Here is a 14,823-nt window from a genome sequence, read left to right as displayed (position 1 = left end):
CCGCTAACTTCATAAGAGCAAGCTCTTAATCCATTCGCTCGACTTGCATGTATTAGGCACGCCGCCAGCGTTCATCCTGAGCCAGGATCAAACTCTCCAATAAAGTTAGTTTGTCTAGCATCTAAAATAAAAATTGACGTTTCACGTTGTTTGTTTCGTTCAGTTTTCAAAGAACTACTTGGTCGCTCATTTGCGACTTCCTTATGTTAACATTTCGCGTTAAATCTGTCAACTAAGTTTTTTATTTCGTTCCTGTCGACGTTATTAATTTACGCATATTGATCATTTAATAGTCAACACTTTTAAAAAAAATGCCAAAATAATTTTATCTTGGCATGATATAAAGCTTAATAATCACTAATGCTGCCACACCTGGTAGGCCTAATAAACTCGTTATTGCTGCTGTACCCATGTTAATTGGGATATGAAAATCAAAATATGTCCCTACAACATTTACGATAAAAAGCAATGCTATTCCTAAAGTAACATGAAAAATCACCTTACCTATAAAACGTAATGGCTTAGAGACGACACCAAAAACAAGAAAAATAAATACTAAAGTAAGAATGCCAACAATAATAATTGTAGAATTCATTTTTTCCTCCTTATGAATGACCTATACATCTATTTGTATGGGACAAGACAATAAAAAAGAACAGGTATCATAAGCGGCATCTCTTTCATATAAACTAAATAAAACAATACCTCAGCATTAAAAAAACAAAATAAAAAGGCCTGCTTAGAAAGCAGAACCTTTTACCATTGTTCCATTTTTACAGGACGACGCTTTGCTTCTTTCAACAAAAAGAAATATTTCGCCTCTGCTATTTTCAAAGAACAAATGACATCTTGAGACGGTTCTACACTTTGTTCGACCATTCTCTTCTGACGTAACCACTCATTCTTCACTTTTTCCAAAAGTACAATTAACTTATCGTCATACTCTTTACGCAATTTACCCTTTTTTTGAAAGAACATTTTTGTTTCTCCTCTTATACTTCTCTGCGCCCTTCTAACGCTTTGGATAATGTCACTTCATCTGCATATTCTAAATCTCCACCAACTGGCAGACCATGTGCAATACGAGTTACTTTAATGCCTGTAGGTTTTAAGAGGCGGGAGATATACATCGCTGTAGCTTCCCCTTCAATATTAGGGTTTGTTGCTAATATCACTTCTTGTACCGTTTCATCATGTAGTCGCTTTAAGAGTTGCGGGATATTAATGTCTTCCGGTCCAATTCCCTCCATAGGAGAAATCGCACCACGTAACACATGATATACACCTTGATACTCTTTCATTTTTTCCATCGCGATTACATCTTTCGGTTCTTGCACGACACAAACAACTGATTGATCTCGATGTGAATCATTACAAATATAACAAGGATCACGATCAGTAATATGTCCGCATACAGAACAGTACGCTAAATCTCGCTTCGCATTTACAAGTGCTTTCGCGAAACCTAACACATCATCTTCTTTCATATCTAATACGAAAAATGCCAATCGAACCGCTGTTTTCGGTCCGATACCTGGCAACTTCATAAAACTATCGATTAGTTTTGATATTGGTTCTGGATAATGCATGTATCAATATCCTCCTAGAACATTCCACCTGGTAAGTTTAAGCCTTTTGTAAATTTACCCATTGTAGAGTTTGAAAGCTCATCAGCCTTTTTAAGTGCATCATTTGTTGCAGCTAATACTAAGTCTTGTAACATTTCGATATCTTCTGGATCTACAACTTCCTCTTTAATCTTCACTTCAAGAATTTGCTTGTGACCATTTGCAATAACTGTAATCATTCCGCCGCCAGCTGTACCTTCAACTGTTTTTTCACCAAGCTCTTCTTGTGCTTTCGCCATGTCCTTTTGCATCTTTTGCATTTGTTTCATCATGTTATTCATATTTCCCATTCCGCCACGCATCATAATTAATTCCTCCTAATTATTATTACTCTTTTATTTCAATGAGTTCTTGCCCTACTAACTTCACTGCCTCTTCTATAAGAGGGTCTTCCTTTTTCTCCGGGCTTTCTTCAGACTCTCCACCTTCACGTTGTAAAAAGTCTTCACGGATTTTACCCCATTCACTTTTTGGAATGGCAATCATATTTAACCTTTTACTTAGCAATTCAAATAAAGCTTGTTCTACTGTATCCATAGCTTCTCGATTTTCGCTCGCCATCTTACAGTGAATCTCATATTGAAATGCTAAAACGTAAGTGTCATCTGAAGCTGCCACTGGTTCACTATTTTCAAGTAAAACGGCAAACGCTACTTTGTTATATGATTTGAGTCTTCCTAACAACTCACCCCATACAGCTTTTAATTGTTCTAAATCTTGACGCTTCGCTTGTTTTAATACTTCATTTACACGTCCGACAGGAATTTTCATACTTCCTGTTCGTACCGGTTTTGGTGTTGCACGTGTCTCTCTTACTTCCTGTTGTACACCAGCTGGCACACCGTTCTTTTTGACTTGCTCTAACTCTTTCTCCAGTTGCTGCATCCTGTTCATAATTGCTTGCAAACGATCTGTACCATTTGCTTGCATCATAAACTGTTGACACAATTGCACCATAACAACTTCTAAGAAAATACGCGGATGATTTGTCCACTTCATTTCCTGTTGTCCCTTACTAAGGGTATGAATAATCTCATAGATCACTTCCGGTTGCATTTCTTCACTCAACTTACGGAATTGATCATCTACAATTACTCGTTCCAACATATGTTCTAGTTGCGGTGAAGTTTGATATAAAAGCATATCACGATAATAGTAAATGAAATCCTCCATAAAACGAACTGGATCCTTCCCTTTACTCATCATTTCATCTATGATTTGCAATGCTCTTGATACATCATTTTCACGTATGCACTCTACTAAATTGCCTAAGTATTGCTGAGAAACAGATCCTGTTACGGCCAATACATCTTCTGTCGTAACAATCTCATCACTATAAGATATAGCCTGATCAATAAGACTAAGCGCGTCACGCATACCACCTTCGGCAGCACGCGCAACAATTTGTAATGCTTCACCTTCCACTTGCGTACCTTCATTTGTCACGACCGTTGATAATCTCTCAACAATATCATTCACTGATATTTTTCGGAATTCAAAGCGCTGACAACGTGAAATGATTGTAGGTGGGATCTTATGAGGTTCTGTTGTCGCCAAAATAAAGATAACATGTCCTGGCGGCTCTTCTAAGGTTTTTAAAAGCGCATTGAATGCACCCATAGAAAGCATGTGAACTTCATCAATAATGTATACTTTATATTCTACAGCACTTGGAGCATATTTTACTTTATCTCTAATATCTCGAATTTCATCTACACCGTTATTTGAAGCCGCATCAATTTCTAATACATCTGAAATGGATCCTTGTGTGATTCCTAAACAAGAAGGACATTCATTACAAGGTTCAGCTACCGGAGCATGTTCACAGTTAATTGCTTTTGCAAATACTTTTGCAATTGTCGTTTTTCCTGTTCCCCTCGGGCCAGAAAATAAATAAGCATGTGAAACTTTCTCTTGAAGAAGGGCATTTTGCAACGTTTTTGTCACGTGCTTTTGACCGACTACATCTTCGAACTTTTGCGGTCTCCATGTTCGGTATAACGCTTGGTATGACACGAAAATACGGCCTCCCTCAAAGGTTATTATCTCATTTATTATAACCCATTCTGTTTATAGATTCCAAAAGTTATTTTCTATACAAAAAACTCACCTTTGTATTAAGGTGAGTTTTGTATACATATATAACTGCCGTGCACCCTCCGTCGATTACGTACCATAAGCGTTACTCAAGCAGTTAGCTCGGTTCAGGCACTCCTGCGGCACACGAGAAGACCCGCTTATTGCTGCTTCCTTCCGGACCTGACAAGGTTCACGGGGTCCCGTTGCGCAGGACCCAAACGTCAACACCACTTACTTAAGGCAGACCTTACAGCAACATAACCTCGAGAGGGGATTCGGCCTCGCTAGAGCGGATTGCGAGTATAGGGCACCGCTACCTCCCCGCTTAGCACGGCAAAGTTAAAACCAATATTCGGTTGCCTTCATTAAAGGCATTATCAGTATAACTTGTTTCTTTAGAAAATGCAAATACGTTAGTTCCCAGTATTCTTCTCTAATTTTTTTATTGCTTTTCTTTTTTTACGAAGCTCTCTAAAAAAGTTTGTTAACAACGTACCGCATTCTTCCTCTAGTACCCCAGATACTACTTCACATTGATGATTGAAGCGTTCATCCGTTAAAAGATTCATCAATGTCCCTGCACATCCGCCCTTCGGATCACTTGCACCATATACAACTCGCTTCACTCGTGATAAAACAATTCCACCCGCACACATTGGACAAGGTTCTAATGTTACATACAATGTCGCATCTTCTAAACGCCATGTCCCTAATTTTTTACATGCATCATCTATCGCTAGCAACTCAGCATGAGCTATTGATCTTTGCTCAGTTTCCCTTAAATTATGGGCAACACTAATTACCTCACCATCTAACACTATAACTGCTCCAATTGGTACTTCCTGTATTTCCTCTGCCTTTTTAGCTTCTTCTATCGCTAATTGCATAAAATAAATATCTTGATCTTGTTCCATAACATAGTCCTTTCATTACAAATAAAGTACACTTATTTCCATTTACTACACAGGGGATAACTTTTACAAATTCAATCCACCCTAAAAGAAAAAAGAGAGGGGATTACATATGAAAAATACCGCCTTGCTCATTATCGATATGATTAATGACTTTCAATTTTCCCACGGACCCATTCTAGCTAAAAAATGCGAAACTATAACAAACCCTATTTTACAATTAAAGAAAAAAATGAAATCCTTCGGCTATCCTATAATTTACGTTAATGACCATTATCAACTTTGGAGATCTGATATCGACCAACTTATTACTCATTGCACAAATGAATATAGCGAAAATATAATCCATAAAATTGCTCCAAGTTTTGATGAGTACATTTTTATTAAACCACATTATTCCGCTTTTTATGAAACACCTTTAAATTCATTACTAGGTTATTTAAAAATAGAAAATCTAATATTAACAGGGGTCGCTGGAAATATATGTATCCTATTTACAGCTAATGATGCTCATATGAGAAATTATAAATTGTATGTACCACAGGATTGTATCGCCTCTAACAACGACCAAGATAATATACATGCTTTAAAAATAATGGAAACTACATTGAAAGCAAATATAACATCATCAACCAAAATAAAATTTAATTAATACATATATCTATTTTCTAACTTTTTATATCAAATTAACCCGCTCGCTTCCCTCTTGTGCTACAATAATTCTGTTTTGTGTTTTTAGTAGTCACGGTAAATCACTGATTGAAAGGAGGAAACAGCGTGACCGGAGTACCATTTATCACGGTTGAAGGACCAATTGGTGTTGGAAAAACTTCACTTGCGAAGGAAATTTCAACTCACATGCAACTCCACTTACTAAAAGAGATTGTTGATGAAAATCCCTTTTTAGGAAAGTTCTATGAAGACATCGACGAATGGAGTTTTCAAACAGAGATGTTCTTTCTTTGTAATAGATACAAACAATTAGAAGACATTAACATAAAGTACTTGAATCAAAGGAAACCAGTAGTAGCGGATTACCATATCTTTAAAAATTTAATTTTTGCATCCCGCACATTAAAAGACTCTCAATATGACAAATACATGCAAATTTATCGTATCCTTACACAAGATATGCCTGTGCCAAATGTCATTGTTTATTTAACAGCTAGCCTAGAAACATTGCAAAAACGAATCGCCATGCGCGGAAGAGAATTTGAAAAAAACATGGATCCAAATTACTTACTACAGCTCACAAAAGATTATGAAACAGCAATGGATGCTTTTAAAAAAGATCATCCGGAAATACCAGTATTGAAATTTAATGGCGACGATATGGATTTTGTAAAAAATCCTGATGATTTAAACGTTATCCTATCTGCCCTTCAAAATACTCTCTTAAAGGAGTCGAAATAATAATGAATTTAAGGCAAAAATATGATATACCCAATGACGCAGTAATCACTATCGCCGGAACAGTAGGTGTGGGTAAATCAACTATGACAACTGCATTAGCTAATGCTTTAGGTTATCGCACATCATTTGAAAAAGTAGATTCCAATCCATATTTGGACAAGTTCTATGCGGACTTCACTCGCTGGAGCTTCCACCTACAAGTGTACTTTTTAGCAGAACGATTTAAGGAACAAAAAAGAATTTTTGAATATGGTGGCGGTTTTGTTCAAGATCGTTCCATTTACGAAGACACTGGAATTTTCGCAAAGATGCATCATGAAAAAGGAACAATGACAGAAACTGATTATGAAACATACAAAGGTTTATTTGACGCTATGGTCATGACTCCTTACTTCCCTCATCCAGACTTATTAATTTACTTAGAAGGTTCTTTCGATGATATTGTCGATCGTATTCAAGAACGCGGGCGCCCAATGGAACAGCAAACACCAATTGAGTACTGGAAAGAAATGCATGGACGTTATGAAAACTGGATTAACAACTTTAATTCATGCCCTGTATTACGCTTAAATATTAATGAGTACGATATTTTAAAAGATGGTGATTCAATCGAACCAATCATAAAAAAAATTGGCCATTTTTTAAAACAAACACGTAAACTTGTAAAATAAAAAACCCGTGCATATGCACGGGTTTTCCTATTAAATTACTTCTTCTTTGTTGGAGCAATAATTTCACTCTCAGGTTTTCCTGCGTTAATGCGCTGACGAACAGTACTTGTACTAATATCGTATGCTTCAGCAATCTCTTTAACAGTCATTTCTTTCCCGTTAATTACTGCCGTTAATACTTTACCTGTACGTTTTGGAGCTGCTTCTTTCTTTACAGCTGCTTTTTTAACTTGTTTTGGCGCCTCTACTTTACTCGTAGCTGGTTTTACATCACAAGTACAACCACAAAGTTTACGGAATGTATCATCACTAATAATGCGTGATACGTTTGCACCACTGTTTAAAATTCTATTGTTCTTACAGACAGGACATTGTACATAATATAAAGTTTTTCCATCTAAAGGAAACGTTTGTATAATAAGATCCATGTTGACTCCTTTCATATCTATGAAGATAATCATCGGAATATGAGTGTGTAATAAGGACAAAATTACCTTACACCATACTTTATGATTGGTTTTAAAATAAAAACTCGTTACGTGTTGGTAACGAGTTCTCCAATCTCCACTTATATGCGCTGTTGTCAATTATATCTGGAGGAGGTAGAGGGATTCGAACCCCCGCGCGACTCTCGCCGCCTGTCGGTTTTCAAGACCGATCCCTTCAGCCAGACTTGGGTATACCTCCATATTGACATCAAATATAATATCAAAAGAAAAACAGTTAGTCAACCCTACTAAAATAAATTATGAGGAAAGGAAAATTTTACTTTCCCCTTCCTACATTACAGTACTGACAACGCTCATAATTACCAATCACTCATACCGATGAATGTTTAAATTTACTTAATAACTGTTTTTCCTCCCATATAAGGGCGAAGAACTTCTGGAATTATAATTGTACCATCTTCTTGTTGGTAGTTCTCTAAAATAGCTGCAACCGTACGTCCAATTGCAAGACCAGATCCATTTAATGTATGAACATGTTCTGGTTTTCCATTTGGTTCACGGCGGAAACGGATATTTGCACGTCTCGCTTGGAAAGCTTCAAAATTACTACAAGAAGAAATTTCACGATATGTGCCATAGCTTGGAATCCATACTTCAATATCGTATTTCTTCGCTGCTGTAAATCCTAAATCGCCTGTGCACATGCTCATAACGCGATATGGCAACTCTAATAATTGTAACACGCGTTCTGCATCATTTGTTAACTTTTCTAACTCTTCATAAGAATCTTCTGGTTTTACGAACTTCACAAGCTCTACTTTATTGAACTGATGCTGGCGAATTAAACCACGTGTATCACGCCCAGCTGAACCTGCTTCAGAACGGAAGCAAGAGCTAAATGCAGCATATCTTATAGGCAATTGCTCTTTATTTAAAATCTCATCACGATGCATATTCGTTACAGGTACTTCAGCTGTTGGAATTAAGAAGTAATCTTCACTTTCAATACGGAATGCATCTTCTTCAAACTTTGGAAGTTGTCCTGTTCCTGTCATACTTGCACGGTTTACCATATATGGAGGTAATACTTCTTCATATCCATGCTCATCAGTATGAAGATCAAGCATAAAGCTAATTAAAGCACGCTCTAATCTTGCACCAGCACCTTTGTAAAATACGAAGCGGCTTCCTGTTACTTTCCCAGCGCGTTCAAAATCTAAAATTCCTAAATCAGTAGCAAGATCCCAATGTGGTTTTGGCTCATAAGTAAATTCTTTCACTTCTCCCCAAGTACGTGCTACTACATTATCATCCTCTGTTTCACCAACTGGAGCAGATTCATGAGGGATATTTGGAATAGATAACATTAATCTTTCTAAGTCTTCTTCAACTGTACGAAGTTCGTTATCAAGATCCTTTACTTTTTCTCCAACTTCACGCATTTCTAAAATTAGAGCTTCTGCATCTTTCTTTTCGCGCTTTAATACAGAAATTTGTTGAGATACTTCGTTACGTTTACTTTTTAATTCTTCTGTCTGAACAAGTAGTTCTCTTCTTCTCGTATCAAGTTCTTCAAAACGTCCGAAATCAGTTAAATCTTCGCCTCTATGCTGTAATTTCGCTTTTACTTCTTCAAAGTTTGTACGTAAAAATTTAATATCAAGCATTATATACTCCTCCTTTTATTTTATAAAACACAAAAAACTCCCGTCCCTATATAAAGGGACGGGAGTTAACCCGCGTTGCCACCCTAGTTGAAAGCATTACCGCTTTCCTCTCAAGTAGAAATAACGGCTCTTCACCGGGAATGCTTACTAATCCAAAAGATATTCCACATTCCATTCCAGGATGGATTCACAAACTGTTTCTATCGATTTCCACCAACCATCGACTCTCTATAAGAAACGACATTTGTTACTATTTCCTATCAACACGCTTATTTTATAAAATTGTTACCATCAATTTACTATAATCTTATACAAGTTGCAAGTTACTTATACAACTTTTTTCATTTTCGCTTCTTTTACCATTTCAACAAAGTATGCTGTCACACGATGATCATCTGTTAATTCCGGATGGAATGAAGCTGCTAAAAACTGATCTTGTCTTACCGCTACCATTCGGTCACCATGCTTAGAAAGCACTTCAACATTATCAGCTACTTCTACAACATACGGCGCACGGATAAATACACCAACGAAGTCTTCACCCACACCTTCAATTGAAAGCGCAGCTTCAAAACTATCCTTTTGGCGTCCGAACGCATTGCGCTCAACTGTAATATCCATAGCACCAATATGTGCTTCTTCATAGCCAATAAGTGTTTTCGCAAGAAGAATCATCCCTGCACATGTACCAAACATTGGTTTACCAGACTTTGCAAATGTAAGAAGTGGTTCCATGAAAGCATACTTATCAATAAGACGGCGCATTGTTGTACTTTCACCGCCCGGTAAAATAAGACCATCAATCTCTTCAAGTTGCTCTATACGCTTTACAACAACAGCTTCTGCACCACTTGCTTCAACTGATTTTACATGCTCACGAACTGCACCTTGAAGACCTAGTACACCGATTTTCACCATTTTAAAGTTCTCCTTTAATTACCATCCACGCTCTTGCATGCGTTGTTCTGGTAATAACGTTGAAATTTCGACACCCTTCATTGCATTACCTAATCCTTTAGAAAGGCTTGCAATTAGTTCGTAATCTTCATAATGAGTCGTTGCTTCAACGATTGCACGTGCAAATTTCTCTGGGTTTTCTGATTTGAAGATACCAGATCCAACAAATACCCCATCAGCACCAAGTTGCATCATTAATGCTGCATCTGCTGGTGTTGCTACACCACCTGCCGCAAAGTTTACAACTGGTAAGCGACCAAGACGTTTAATTTCAAGTAATACTTCGTAAGGAGCGCCAGTATTTTTTGCATATGTCATTAACTCATCTTCACGTAGACTCGCAACTTGACGGATTTCTGCATTGACTTGGCGCATATGACGCACTGCCTCTACAATGTTTCCTGTTCCTGGTTCACCTTTTGTACGAAGCATAGATGCACCTTCTGCAATACGACGTGCAGCTTCTCCGATATCACGGCAACCACATACAAATGGAACTGTGTAATCACGTTTATTTAAATGGTATACTTCATCAGCAGGAGTTAATACTTCACTCTCATCGATATAGTCTACCCCTAATGATTCTAATACACGTGCTTCTACAAGGTGACCGATACGGCATTTTGCCATAACCGGAATTGACACCGCACCCATAACTTCTTCAACAATTGTTGGGTCTGCCATACGAGAAACGCCACCTGCTGCACGAATATCTGCTGGTACACGCTCTAATGCCATAACGGCAACTGCGCCTGCCTCTTCTGCAATTTTTGCTTGTTCAGCGTTAACTACGTCCATAATAACGCCGCCTTTTTGCATTTCTGCCATTCCACGTTTTACACGTTCTGTCCCTGTTACATTTGTCATGTACAAAAACCCCCCTAGGTGAATTGCTTTCCCCCGTTAAAGGCGAAAATTAAGAATACTCTTACATTCTACCACTAACTATCAGATGCTTGTCTACTACTTTTTCATAAAGTCGGTATGAAAAATAGGAATAAAAAAAAGCTCCTATCGTGAGGAGCTTTTAAAACCAACCTTTTACTGTATCAACAGCACTATTCCACATACCACTAAAGAATGAACCAATTCCGCGCATAGCACGAGTAAACCAGTTTGCTTCTTCTACTTCAGATGTCGTTACAAGATCCACTTGCAGTGACTTACCAGTTAAAAATCCAGGGTCGTTTGTATCTTTTGGCGTAATTACCATTTGACCAAGCGCAGCTCCCTTTTTAATAGGTGCTTCTTGTCCCTTACTTGATTCTTTTAATTCTGTTTTATAAACATCTTTACTTCCTTTTGGCATTGGAAGTGAAATAGCTTGTTTCGTTTGAACTGCTACATCTTTATCTTTCGCATTTTCTACTCGTACTGTTTCTTGTCCTTTTACTGAAGAACCTTTTTTATACATTTGTTTCACTTCAAAGTTAGCAAATCCATAATCATATAGCTTCTTTGTTTCATCAAAACGTGCTGTATGAGAACTTGTTTTAATAACTACAGAAATAAAACGCATTCCGTTTCTTTCAACCGTACCAGTGAAGCAATCTCCTGCTTCTGGAGTTGAGCCTGTTTTTAAGCCATCTACACCATCATATTCTTTAACTAAGCCCTTTAACATCCAGTTCCAGTTCGACATTCCAAACTTCTCTTTTTCTGGACGGAATTCTTTTTTAGGGATTTTTGCTGTATCTAACACTTTTGGATAATCTTTAATTAAATGTTGTGCTAAAGTTGCAACATCCTTTGCAGACATTTTATTTTCTTCATCCGCTGTTGTTCCTTCAGGATGCATTCCCTTTAAATCTTTATTCGTTAAACCTGTAGAATTGACAAATTTATAATTTTTCAACCCTAGTTCTTTCGATTTATCATTCATCATTTTTACGAAGTCTACTTCTTTACCTGCAATTGCTTCTGCTAATGCAATTGTTGCACCATTTGCAGAAAAGATTGCCATTGCCTCGTATAACTCTTTTACTGTATAAGAGCCACCATTTTCTAATGCAACATTTGATAATGAAGCATCTTGTGAAACCTTATATGCATATTCAGAAACCTTAATTTTCTGGTCCCACTTAAGTTTTCCTTTATCCACTGCTTCGTGAACTAAATATTCACTCATCATCTTTGTCATACTAGCAATGGATAATAATTCATCTGCATTCTTTTGATATAAAATTTTCCCAGAATTCGCTTCTACTAAAATTGCCGCACCTGCTTCAATGTTTAAAGCGGCTCCTGTTTCAGCTGATGCATTGCTATATGGCATAAAGATGCTACAAGCTAGTGTAAGCACTGTTACCAAAGCAATGAATCTTTTGCAAAACATACCTTTCACTTTTGCTACCCCCAATATCTATGTACTCACATAACCGTTATTCTAACATAATCAAAAAAAAATAGACAGAGATATCAAATCTCTGTCTATTTGTATATAAGACATTATAACGAGTAGTTTGGAGCCTCTTTTGTAATTTGTACGTGATGAGGATGACTTTCACGTAAGCCGGCACCTGACATACGAATGAATTGTGCATTTTCGCGTAAGAATTCTAAATCCTGTGCTCCGCAATATCCCATACCTGCACGTAAGCCACCAACTAATTGGTGAACTGTATCTGCTAAAGGTCCTTTATATGGCACTCGTCCTTCAATACCTTCTGGGACAAGTTTTTTATTGCCTTCTTGGAAGTAACGATCTTTACTTCCTTTTTCCATCGCACCGACAGAACCCATACCACGATACACTTTAAATTGACGACCTTGGTAAATTTCAGTTTCTCCAGGACTTTCTGCAACACCTGCAAACATGCTACCTAGCATAACAACATGTGCTCCTGCCGCTAATGCTTTCACCATATCACCAGAGTACTTAATACCGCCATCAGCAATAACTGGAATACCGTGTTTGCGAGCTTCTGTTGCACAATCATAAACTGCAGTTAATTGTGGTACACCAACACCGGCTACAACGCGTGTTGTACAAATAGAACCTGGTCCAATACCAACTTTAACTACGTTTGCACCAGCTTCAATTAATGCTTTCGTTGCTTCAGCAGTAGCAACATTTCCAGCGATAATATTTAGTGATGGGTATTTAGCACGAACTTCTTTTACCTTATCAATAACACCTTTAGAATGCCCATGTGCTGTATCAAGTACAATTGCATCTACACTAGCTTTTACTAATGCATCAATGCGAAGCATAGCATCCGCTGTTACACCAACTGCTGCTCCAACTAATAAGCGTCCTTGCTTATCCTTAGCAGAGTTTGGGAATTCAATTACTTTTTCAATGTCTTTTATTGTAATAAGCCCTTGTAATACACCGTTATTATCAACAAGAGGGAGTTTTTCAATTTTATACTTTTGTAGGATCTTTTCAGCTTCTTCCAGTGTAGTACCAACTGGAGCTGTAATTAATTGTTCTTTTGTCATTACGTCAGAAATTTTGATTGAGTAGTCTTGGATGAAGCGCATATCACGGTTTGTAATAATACCAACTAACTTTCGCTCATCTAAATTATTTACAACCGGTACACCTGAGATACGATATTTTCCCATAAGATGTTCTGCATCATATACTTGATGTTCTGGAGTTAAGAAGAAAGGATCTGAAATAACGCCGCTTTCAGAGCGCTTTACTTTATCAACTTGCTCTGCTTGTTGCTCAATAGACATATTCTTATGAATAATTCCTAAACCACCTTGGCGAGCCATTGCAATAGCCATGTCAGCTTCTGTTACTGTATCCATTCCTGCACTAATTAACGGGATGTTTAGCTGTAAGCTTTCAGATAAAACTGTTTTAACACTTACTTCTCTTGGTAATATATCTGACCTAGCTGGTACAAGTAATACATCATCAAAAGTCAAACCTTCTTTAACAAATTTAGATTCCCACATAATTGTTCCCCCTATGATACCAGAAATTATTATTAGTAGCTTATCAATTGGTTAAAATACTGTCAAGGACGTATATATATGTTAGAATTTTTAGACAATAAAAGGAGCGTAATATATGCATCAAACATCTTGTACTTGGCAGCAGTTAAGTTTCTTTTTTTCATCTCAAAATGTACAACGTTATCTTGCCCGTTGTTATGAAAAATCCTCTATTCAGGATGCAGAAAAAAAAAGTTTTGAAAATTGTTATCCCTTTATTTATTACTTAGAACACGGGAAAAATTATTATGAATTATATAAGACAGCTCCATTTTCCATTCAACCAATGTTGTTATTTTATGGAATTAGCCAACTGTTTAAAGCATGCCTACTAACTATTGACCCTAACTATCCTGAATCCACTACTGTTTTAGCTCATGGTGTTACAACTCGCAAACGAAAAAAACAAGGGTATCAATTTTTAGAAGATGAGGTGAAGGTACAAAAAAACGGATTGTTTACTCATGTTGCAGAACAACTGTTTCACATGAAACACTTAGAAGCAGAAAAATTTAACATGTTAGAACTAATGGGAAATATTCCAGAATTACAAAATTTATTTCGTTATAGTCAAAAAGGATCAACTTTATATAAAATTGATTCAACAATTAAAAATGAGCTCTCCTTTTCAGTCAACCTACTAGATCGATTACATATGACTAAAGAGAGATTTTCTCGTTACATTGAAACATCTTGTAAGCATTTATCAATACAACACGTACCTGAGAAGACTAATGAATCGAATTTACTTTTTACAGCGCCCATTCAATCATGGAATCCTATGTACAGTACTCCTTTATACTATGAACATCTTACTAATACTTATTATTTGCCACTTACGACTGACCCTAGAAATCCTAAGCCAATATTACCTGAACTCCTCATTCATTATTTATTGCTCTATAATTTAAGCATGATTTCTAGATATGAAACAGATTGGTGGTATGACTTACTTGGAAGTTATGGTTCTGAAGATTATCCATTTATTTATCAATTTCTAAGTATTTCTGCTCAAAAAATCCCTTACTATATTTCAAATTTTTTATTAATGGAACCAAATCTATTTCATGGGAAATAAAAAAACACAAGTCAAATGA

General features: G+C 36.8%; 16 protein-coding genes, 1 tRNA gene, 1 rRNA gene, 1 other RNA gene and 1 other annotated feature. Of the genes, 4 read left to right on the top strand and 15 right to left on the bottom strand.

Annotation, left to right across the window (positions count from 1 at the left end; translation table 11 throughout):
• The 8 genes from DN404_RS29210 to tadA form a co-directional block, all read right to left on the bottom strand.
• Nucleotides 1-103: ribosomal RNA gene (locus tag DN404_RS29210) — 16S ribosomal RNA — on the bottom strand; the annotation flags it as partial.
• A gap of 222 nt (nt 104-325) precedes the next feature.
• A complete protein-coding gene (locus DN404_RS29205) occupies nt 326-595 on the bottom strand; it encodes a pro-sigmaK processing inhibitor BofA family protein (RefSeq protein WP_001089276.1) in 270 nt (89 codons plus the stop codon).
• Nucleotides 596-756: 161 nt separating this feature from the next.
• Nucleotides 757-978, bottom strand: coding sequence for a YaaL family protein (locus DN404_RS29200; RefSeq protein ID WP_000466019.1), 222 nt, complete (start codon nt 976-978; stop codon nt 757-759).
• Between the two features lie 14 nt (nt 979-992).
• Nucleotides 993-1,589 carry a recombination protein RecR gene (gene recR, locus DN404_RS29195; RefSeq protein ID WP_000559169.1) on the bottom strand — a complete coding sequence of 199 codons (597 nt, stop codon included), beginning with the start codon at nt 1,587-1,589 and terminating at the stop codon, nt 993-995.
• A 14-nt stretch (nt 1,590-1,603) separates the two neighbouring features.
• A complete protein-coding gene (locus DN404_RS29190) occupies nt 1,604-1,930 on the bottom strand; it encodes a YbaB/EbfC family nucleoid-associated protein (RefSeq protein ID WP_014894853.1) in 327 nt (108 codons plus the stop codon).
• 25 nt (nt 1,931-1,955) lie between these two features.
• Complete coding sequence (gene dnaX / locus DN404_RS29185) at nt 1,956-3,644, bottom strand: DNA polymerase III subunit gamma/tau (protein ID WP_000121587.1); 1,689 nt, start codon at nt 3,642-3,644, stop codon at nt 1,956-1,958.
• A gap of 132 nt (nt 3,645-3,776) precedes the next feature.
• Nucleotides 3,777-4,041, bottom strand: an RNA gene (ffs, locus tag DN404_RS29180) — signal recognition particle sRNA large type.
• A gap of 79 nt (nt 4,042-4,120) precedes the next feature.
• On the bottom strand, nt 4,121-4,621 hold the full coding sequence (gene tadA, locus DN404_RS29175; RefSeq protein WP_000434329.1) for a tRNA adenosine(34) deaminase TadA: 501 nt from the start codon (nt 4,619-4,621) through the stop codon (nt 4,121-4,123).
• Nucleotides 4,622-4,730: 109 nt separating this feature from the next.
• Between tadA and DN404_RS29165 the strand changes: the two genes are divergently transcribed.
• From DN404_RS29165 to DN404_RS29155, 3 genes are all read left to right on the top strand, one after another.
• A complete protein-coding gene (locus tag DN404_RS29165; RefSeq protein ID WP_000798724.1) occupies nt 4,731-5,270 on the top strand; it encodes a cysteine hydrolase family protein in 540 nt (179 codons plus the stop codon).
• Between the two features lie 125 nt (nt 5,271-5,395).
• On the top strand, nt 5,396-6,031 hold the full coding sequence (locus DN404_RS29160) for a deoxynucleoside kinase (RefSeq protein ID WP_000148218.1): 636 nt from the start codon (nt 5,396-5,398) through the stop codon (nt 6,029-6,031).
• A 2-nt stretch (nt 6,032-6,033) separates the two neighbouring features.
• Nucleotides 6,034-6,702, top strand: a complete 669-nt coding sequence (locus DN404_RS29155; RefSeq protein WP_001053585.1) for a deoxynucleoside kinase — start codon at nt 6,034-6,036, stop codon at nt 6,700-6,702.
• A gap of 35 nt (nt 6,703-6,737) precedes the next feature.
• Here DN404_RS29155 and DN404_RS29150 read toward each other — a convergent pair whose 3' ends face one another.
• The 7 genes from DN404_RS29150 to guaB form a co-directional block, all read right to left on the bottom strand.
• A complete protein-coding gene (locus DN404_RS29150) occupies nt 6,738-7,130 on the bottom strand; it encodes a sigma factor-like helix-turn-helix DNA-binding protein (protein ID WP_000364193.1) in 393 nt (130 codons plus the stop codon).
• 166 nt (nt 7,131-7,296) lie between these two features.
• Nucleotides 7,297-7,389, bottom strand: a tRNA-Ser gene (locus DN404_RS29145).
• A gap of 154 nt (nt 7,390-7,543) precedes the next feature.
• Nucleotides 7,544-8,818, bottom strand: coding sequence for a serine--tRNA ligase (gene serS / locus DN404_RS29140; RefSeq protein WP_000884187.1), 1,275 nt, complete (start codon nt 8,816-8,818; stop codon nt 7,544-7,546).
• Between the two features lie 51 nt (nt 8,819-8,869).
• Nucleotides 8,870-9,091: a binding site (T-box leader), on the bottom strand.
• A gap of 54 nt (nt 9,092-9,145) precedes the next feature.
• Entirely contained in the window at nt 9,146-9,736 is a 591-nt protein-coding gene (gene pdxT / locus DN404_RS29135) for a pyridoxal 5'-phosphate synthase glutaminase subunit PdxT (RefSeq protein ID WP_119682818.1), read from the bottom strand.
• Nucleotides 9,737-9,754: 18 nt separating this feature from the next.
• A complete protein-coding gene (gene pdxS, locus DN404_RS29130; protein ID WP_000186165.1) occupies nt 9,755-10,642 on the bottom strand; it encodes a pyridoxal 5'-phosphate synthase lyase subunit PdxS in 888 nt (295 codons plus the stop codon).
• Between the two features lie 160 nt (nt 10,643-10,802).
• A complete protein-coding gene (dacA, locus tag DN404_RS29125) occupies nt 10,803-12,110 on the bottom strand; it encodes a D-alanyl-D-alanine carboxypeptidase DacA (protein ID WP_149215800.1) in 1,308 nt (435 codons plus the stop codon).
• 113 nt (nt 12,111-12,223) lie between these two features.
• Complete coding sequence (gene guaB, locus DN404_RS29120) at nt 12,224-13,687, bottom strand: IMP dehydrogenase (protein ID WP_000264088.1); 1,464 nt, start codon at nt 13,685-13,687, stop codon at nt 12,224-12,226.
• Between the two features lie 115 nt (nt 13,688-13,802).
• Here guaB and DN404_RS29115 point away from each other — a divergent pair, with 115 nt between their 5' ends.
• Nucleotides 13,803-14,804 (top strand): YaaC family protein, encoded by a 1,002-nt coding sequence (locus DN404_RS29115; RefSeq protein ID WP_000554287.1) that lies wholly within the window; start codon nt 13,803-13,805, stop codon nt 14,802-14,804.
• The last annotated feature ends 19 nt before the right edge of the window (nt 14,805-14,823 follow it).

This window comes from Bacillus sp. TE8-1, from assembly GCF_008368855.1.
Classification (GTDB): domain Bacteria; phylum Bacillota; class Bacilli; order Bacillales; family Bacillaceae_G; genus Bacillus_A; species Bacillus_A cereus.
This window is presented reverse-complemented; position numbering and strand designations above follow the sequence as displayed.

Excerpts from the sequence above, each read along its gene's own strand:
- recR (WP_000559169.1), bottom strand. The coding sequence starts at position 1,589 with ATGCATTATCCAGAACCAATATCAAAACTAATCGATAGTTTTATGAAG.
- serS (WP_000884187.1), bottom strand. The coding sequence starts at position 8,818 with ATGCTTGATATTAAATTTTTACGTACAAACTTTGAAGAAGTAAAAGCG.
- dacA (WP_149215800.1), bottom strand. The coding sequence starts at position 12,110 with ATGTTTTGCAAAAGATTCATTGCTTTGGTAACAGTGCTTACACTAGCT.
- guaB (WP_000264088.1), bottom strand. The coding sequence starts at position 13,687 with ATGTGGGAATCTAAATTTGTTAAAGAAGGTTTGACTTTTGATGATGTA.
- DN404_RS29115 (WP_000554287.1), top strand. The coding sequence starts at position 13,803 with ATGCATCAAACATCTTGTACTTGGCAGCAGTTAAGTTTCTTTTTTTCA.
- DN404_RS29190 (WP_014894853.1), bottom strand. The coding sequence starts at position 1,930 with ATGCGTGGCGGAATGGGAAATATGAATAACATGATGAAACAAATGCAA.
- DN404_RS29165 (WP_000798724.1), top strand. The coding sequence starts at position 4,731 with ATGAAAAATACCGCCTTGCTCATTATCGATATGATTAATGACTTTCAA.
- pdxT (WP_119682818.1), bottom strand. The coding sequence starts at position 9,736 with ATGGTGAAAATCGGTGTACTAGGTCTTCAAGGTGCAGTTCGTGAGCAT.
- tadA (WP_000434329.1), bottom strand. The coding sequence starts at position 4,621 with ATGGAACAAGATCAAGATATTTATTTTATGCAATTAGCGATAGAAGAA.
- DN404_RS29150 (WP_000364193.1), bottom strand. The coding sequence starts at position 7,130 with ATGGATCTTATTATACAAACGTTTCCTTTAGATGGAAAAACTTTATAT.
- DN404_RS29200 (WP_000466019.1), bottom strand. The coding sequence starts at position 978 with ATGTTCTTTCAAAAAAAGGGTAAATTGCGTAAAGAGTATGACGATAAG.
- DN404_RS29155 (WP_001053585.1), top strand. The coding sequence starts at position 6,034 with ATGAATTTAAGGCAAAAATATGATATACCCAATGACGCAGTAATCACT.
- pdxS (WP_000186165.1), bottom strand. The coding sequence starts at position 10,642 with ATGACAAATGTAACAGGGACAGAACGTGTAAAACGTGGAATGGCAGAA.
- DN404_RS29205 (WP_001089276.1), bottom strand. The coding sequence starts at position 595 with ATGAATTCTACAATTATTATTGTTGGCATTCTTACTTTAGTATTTATT.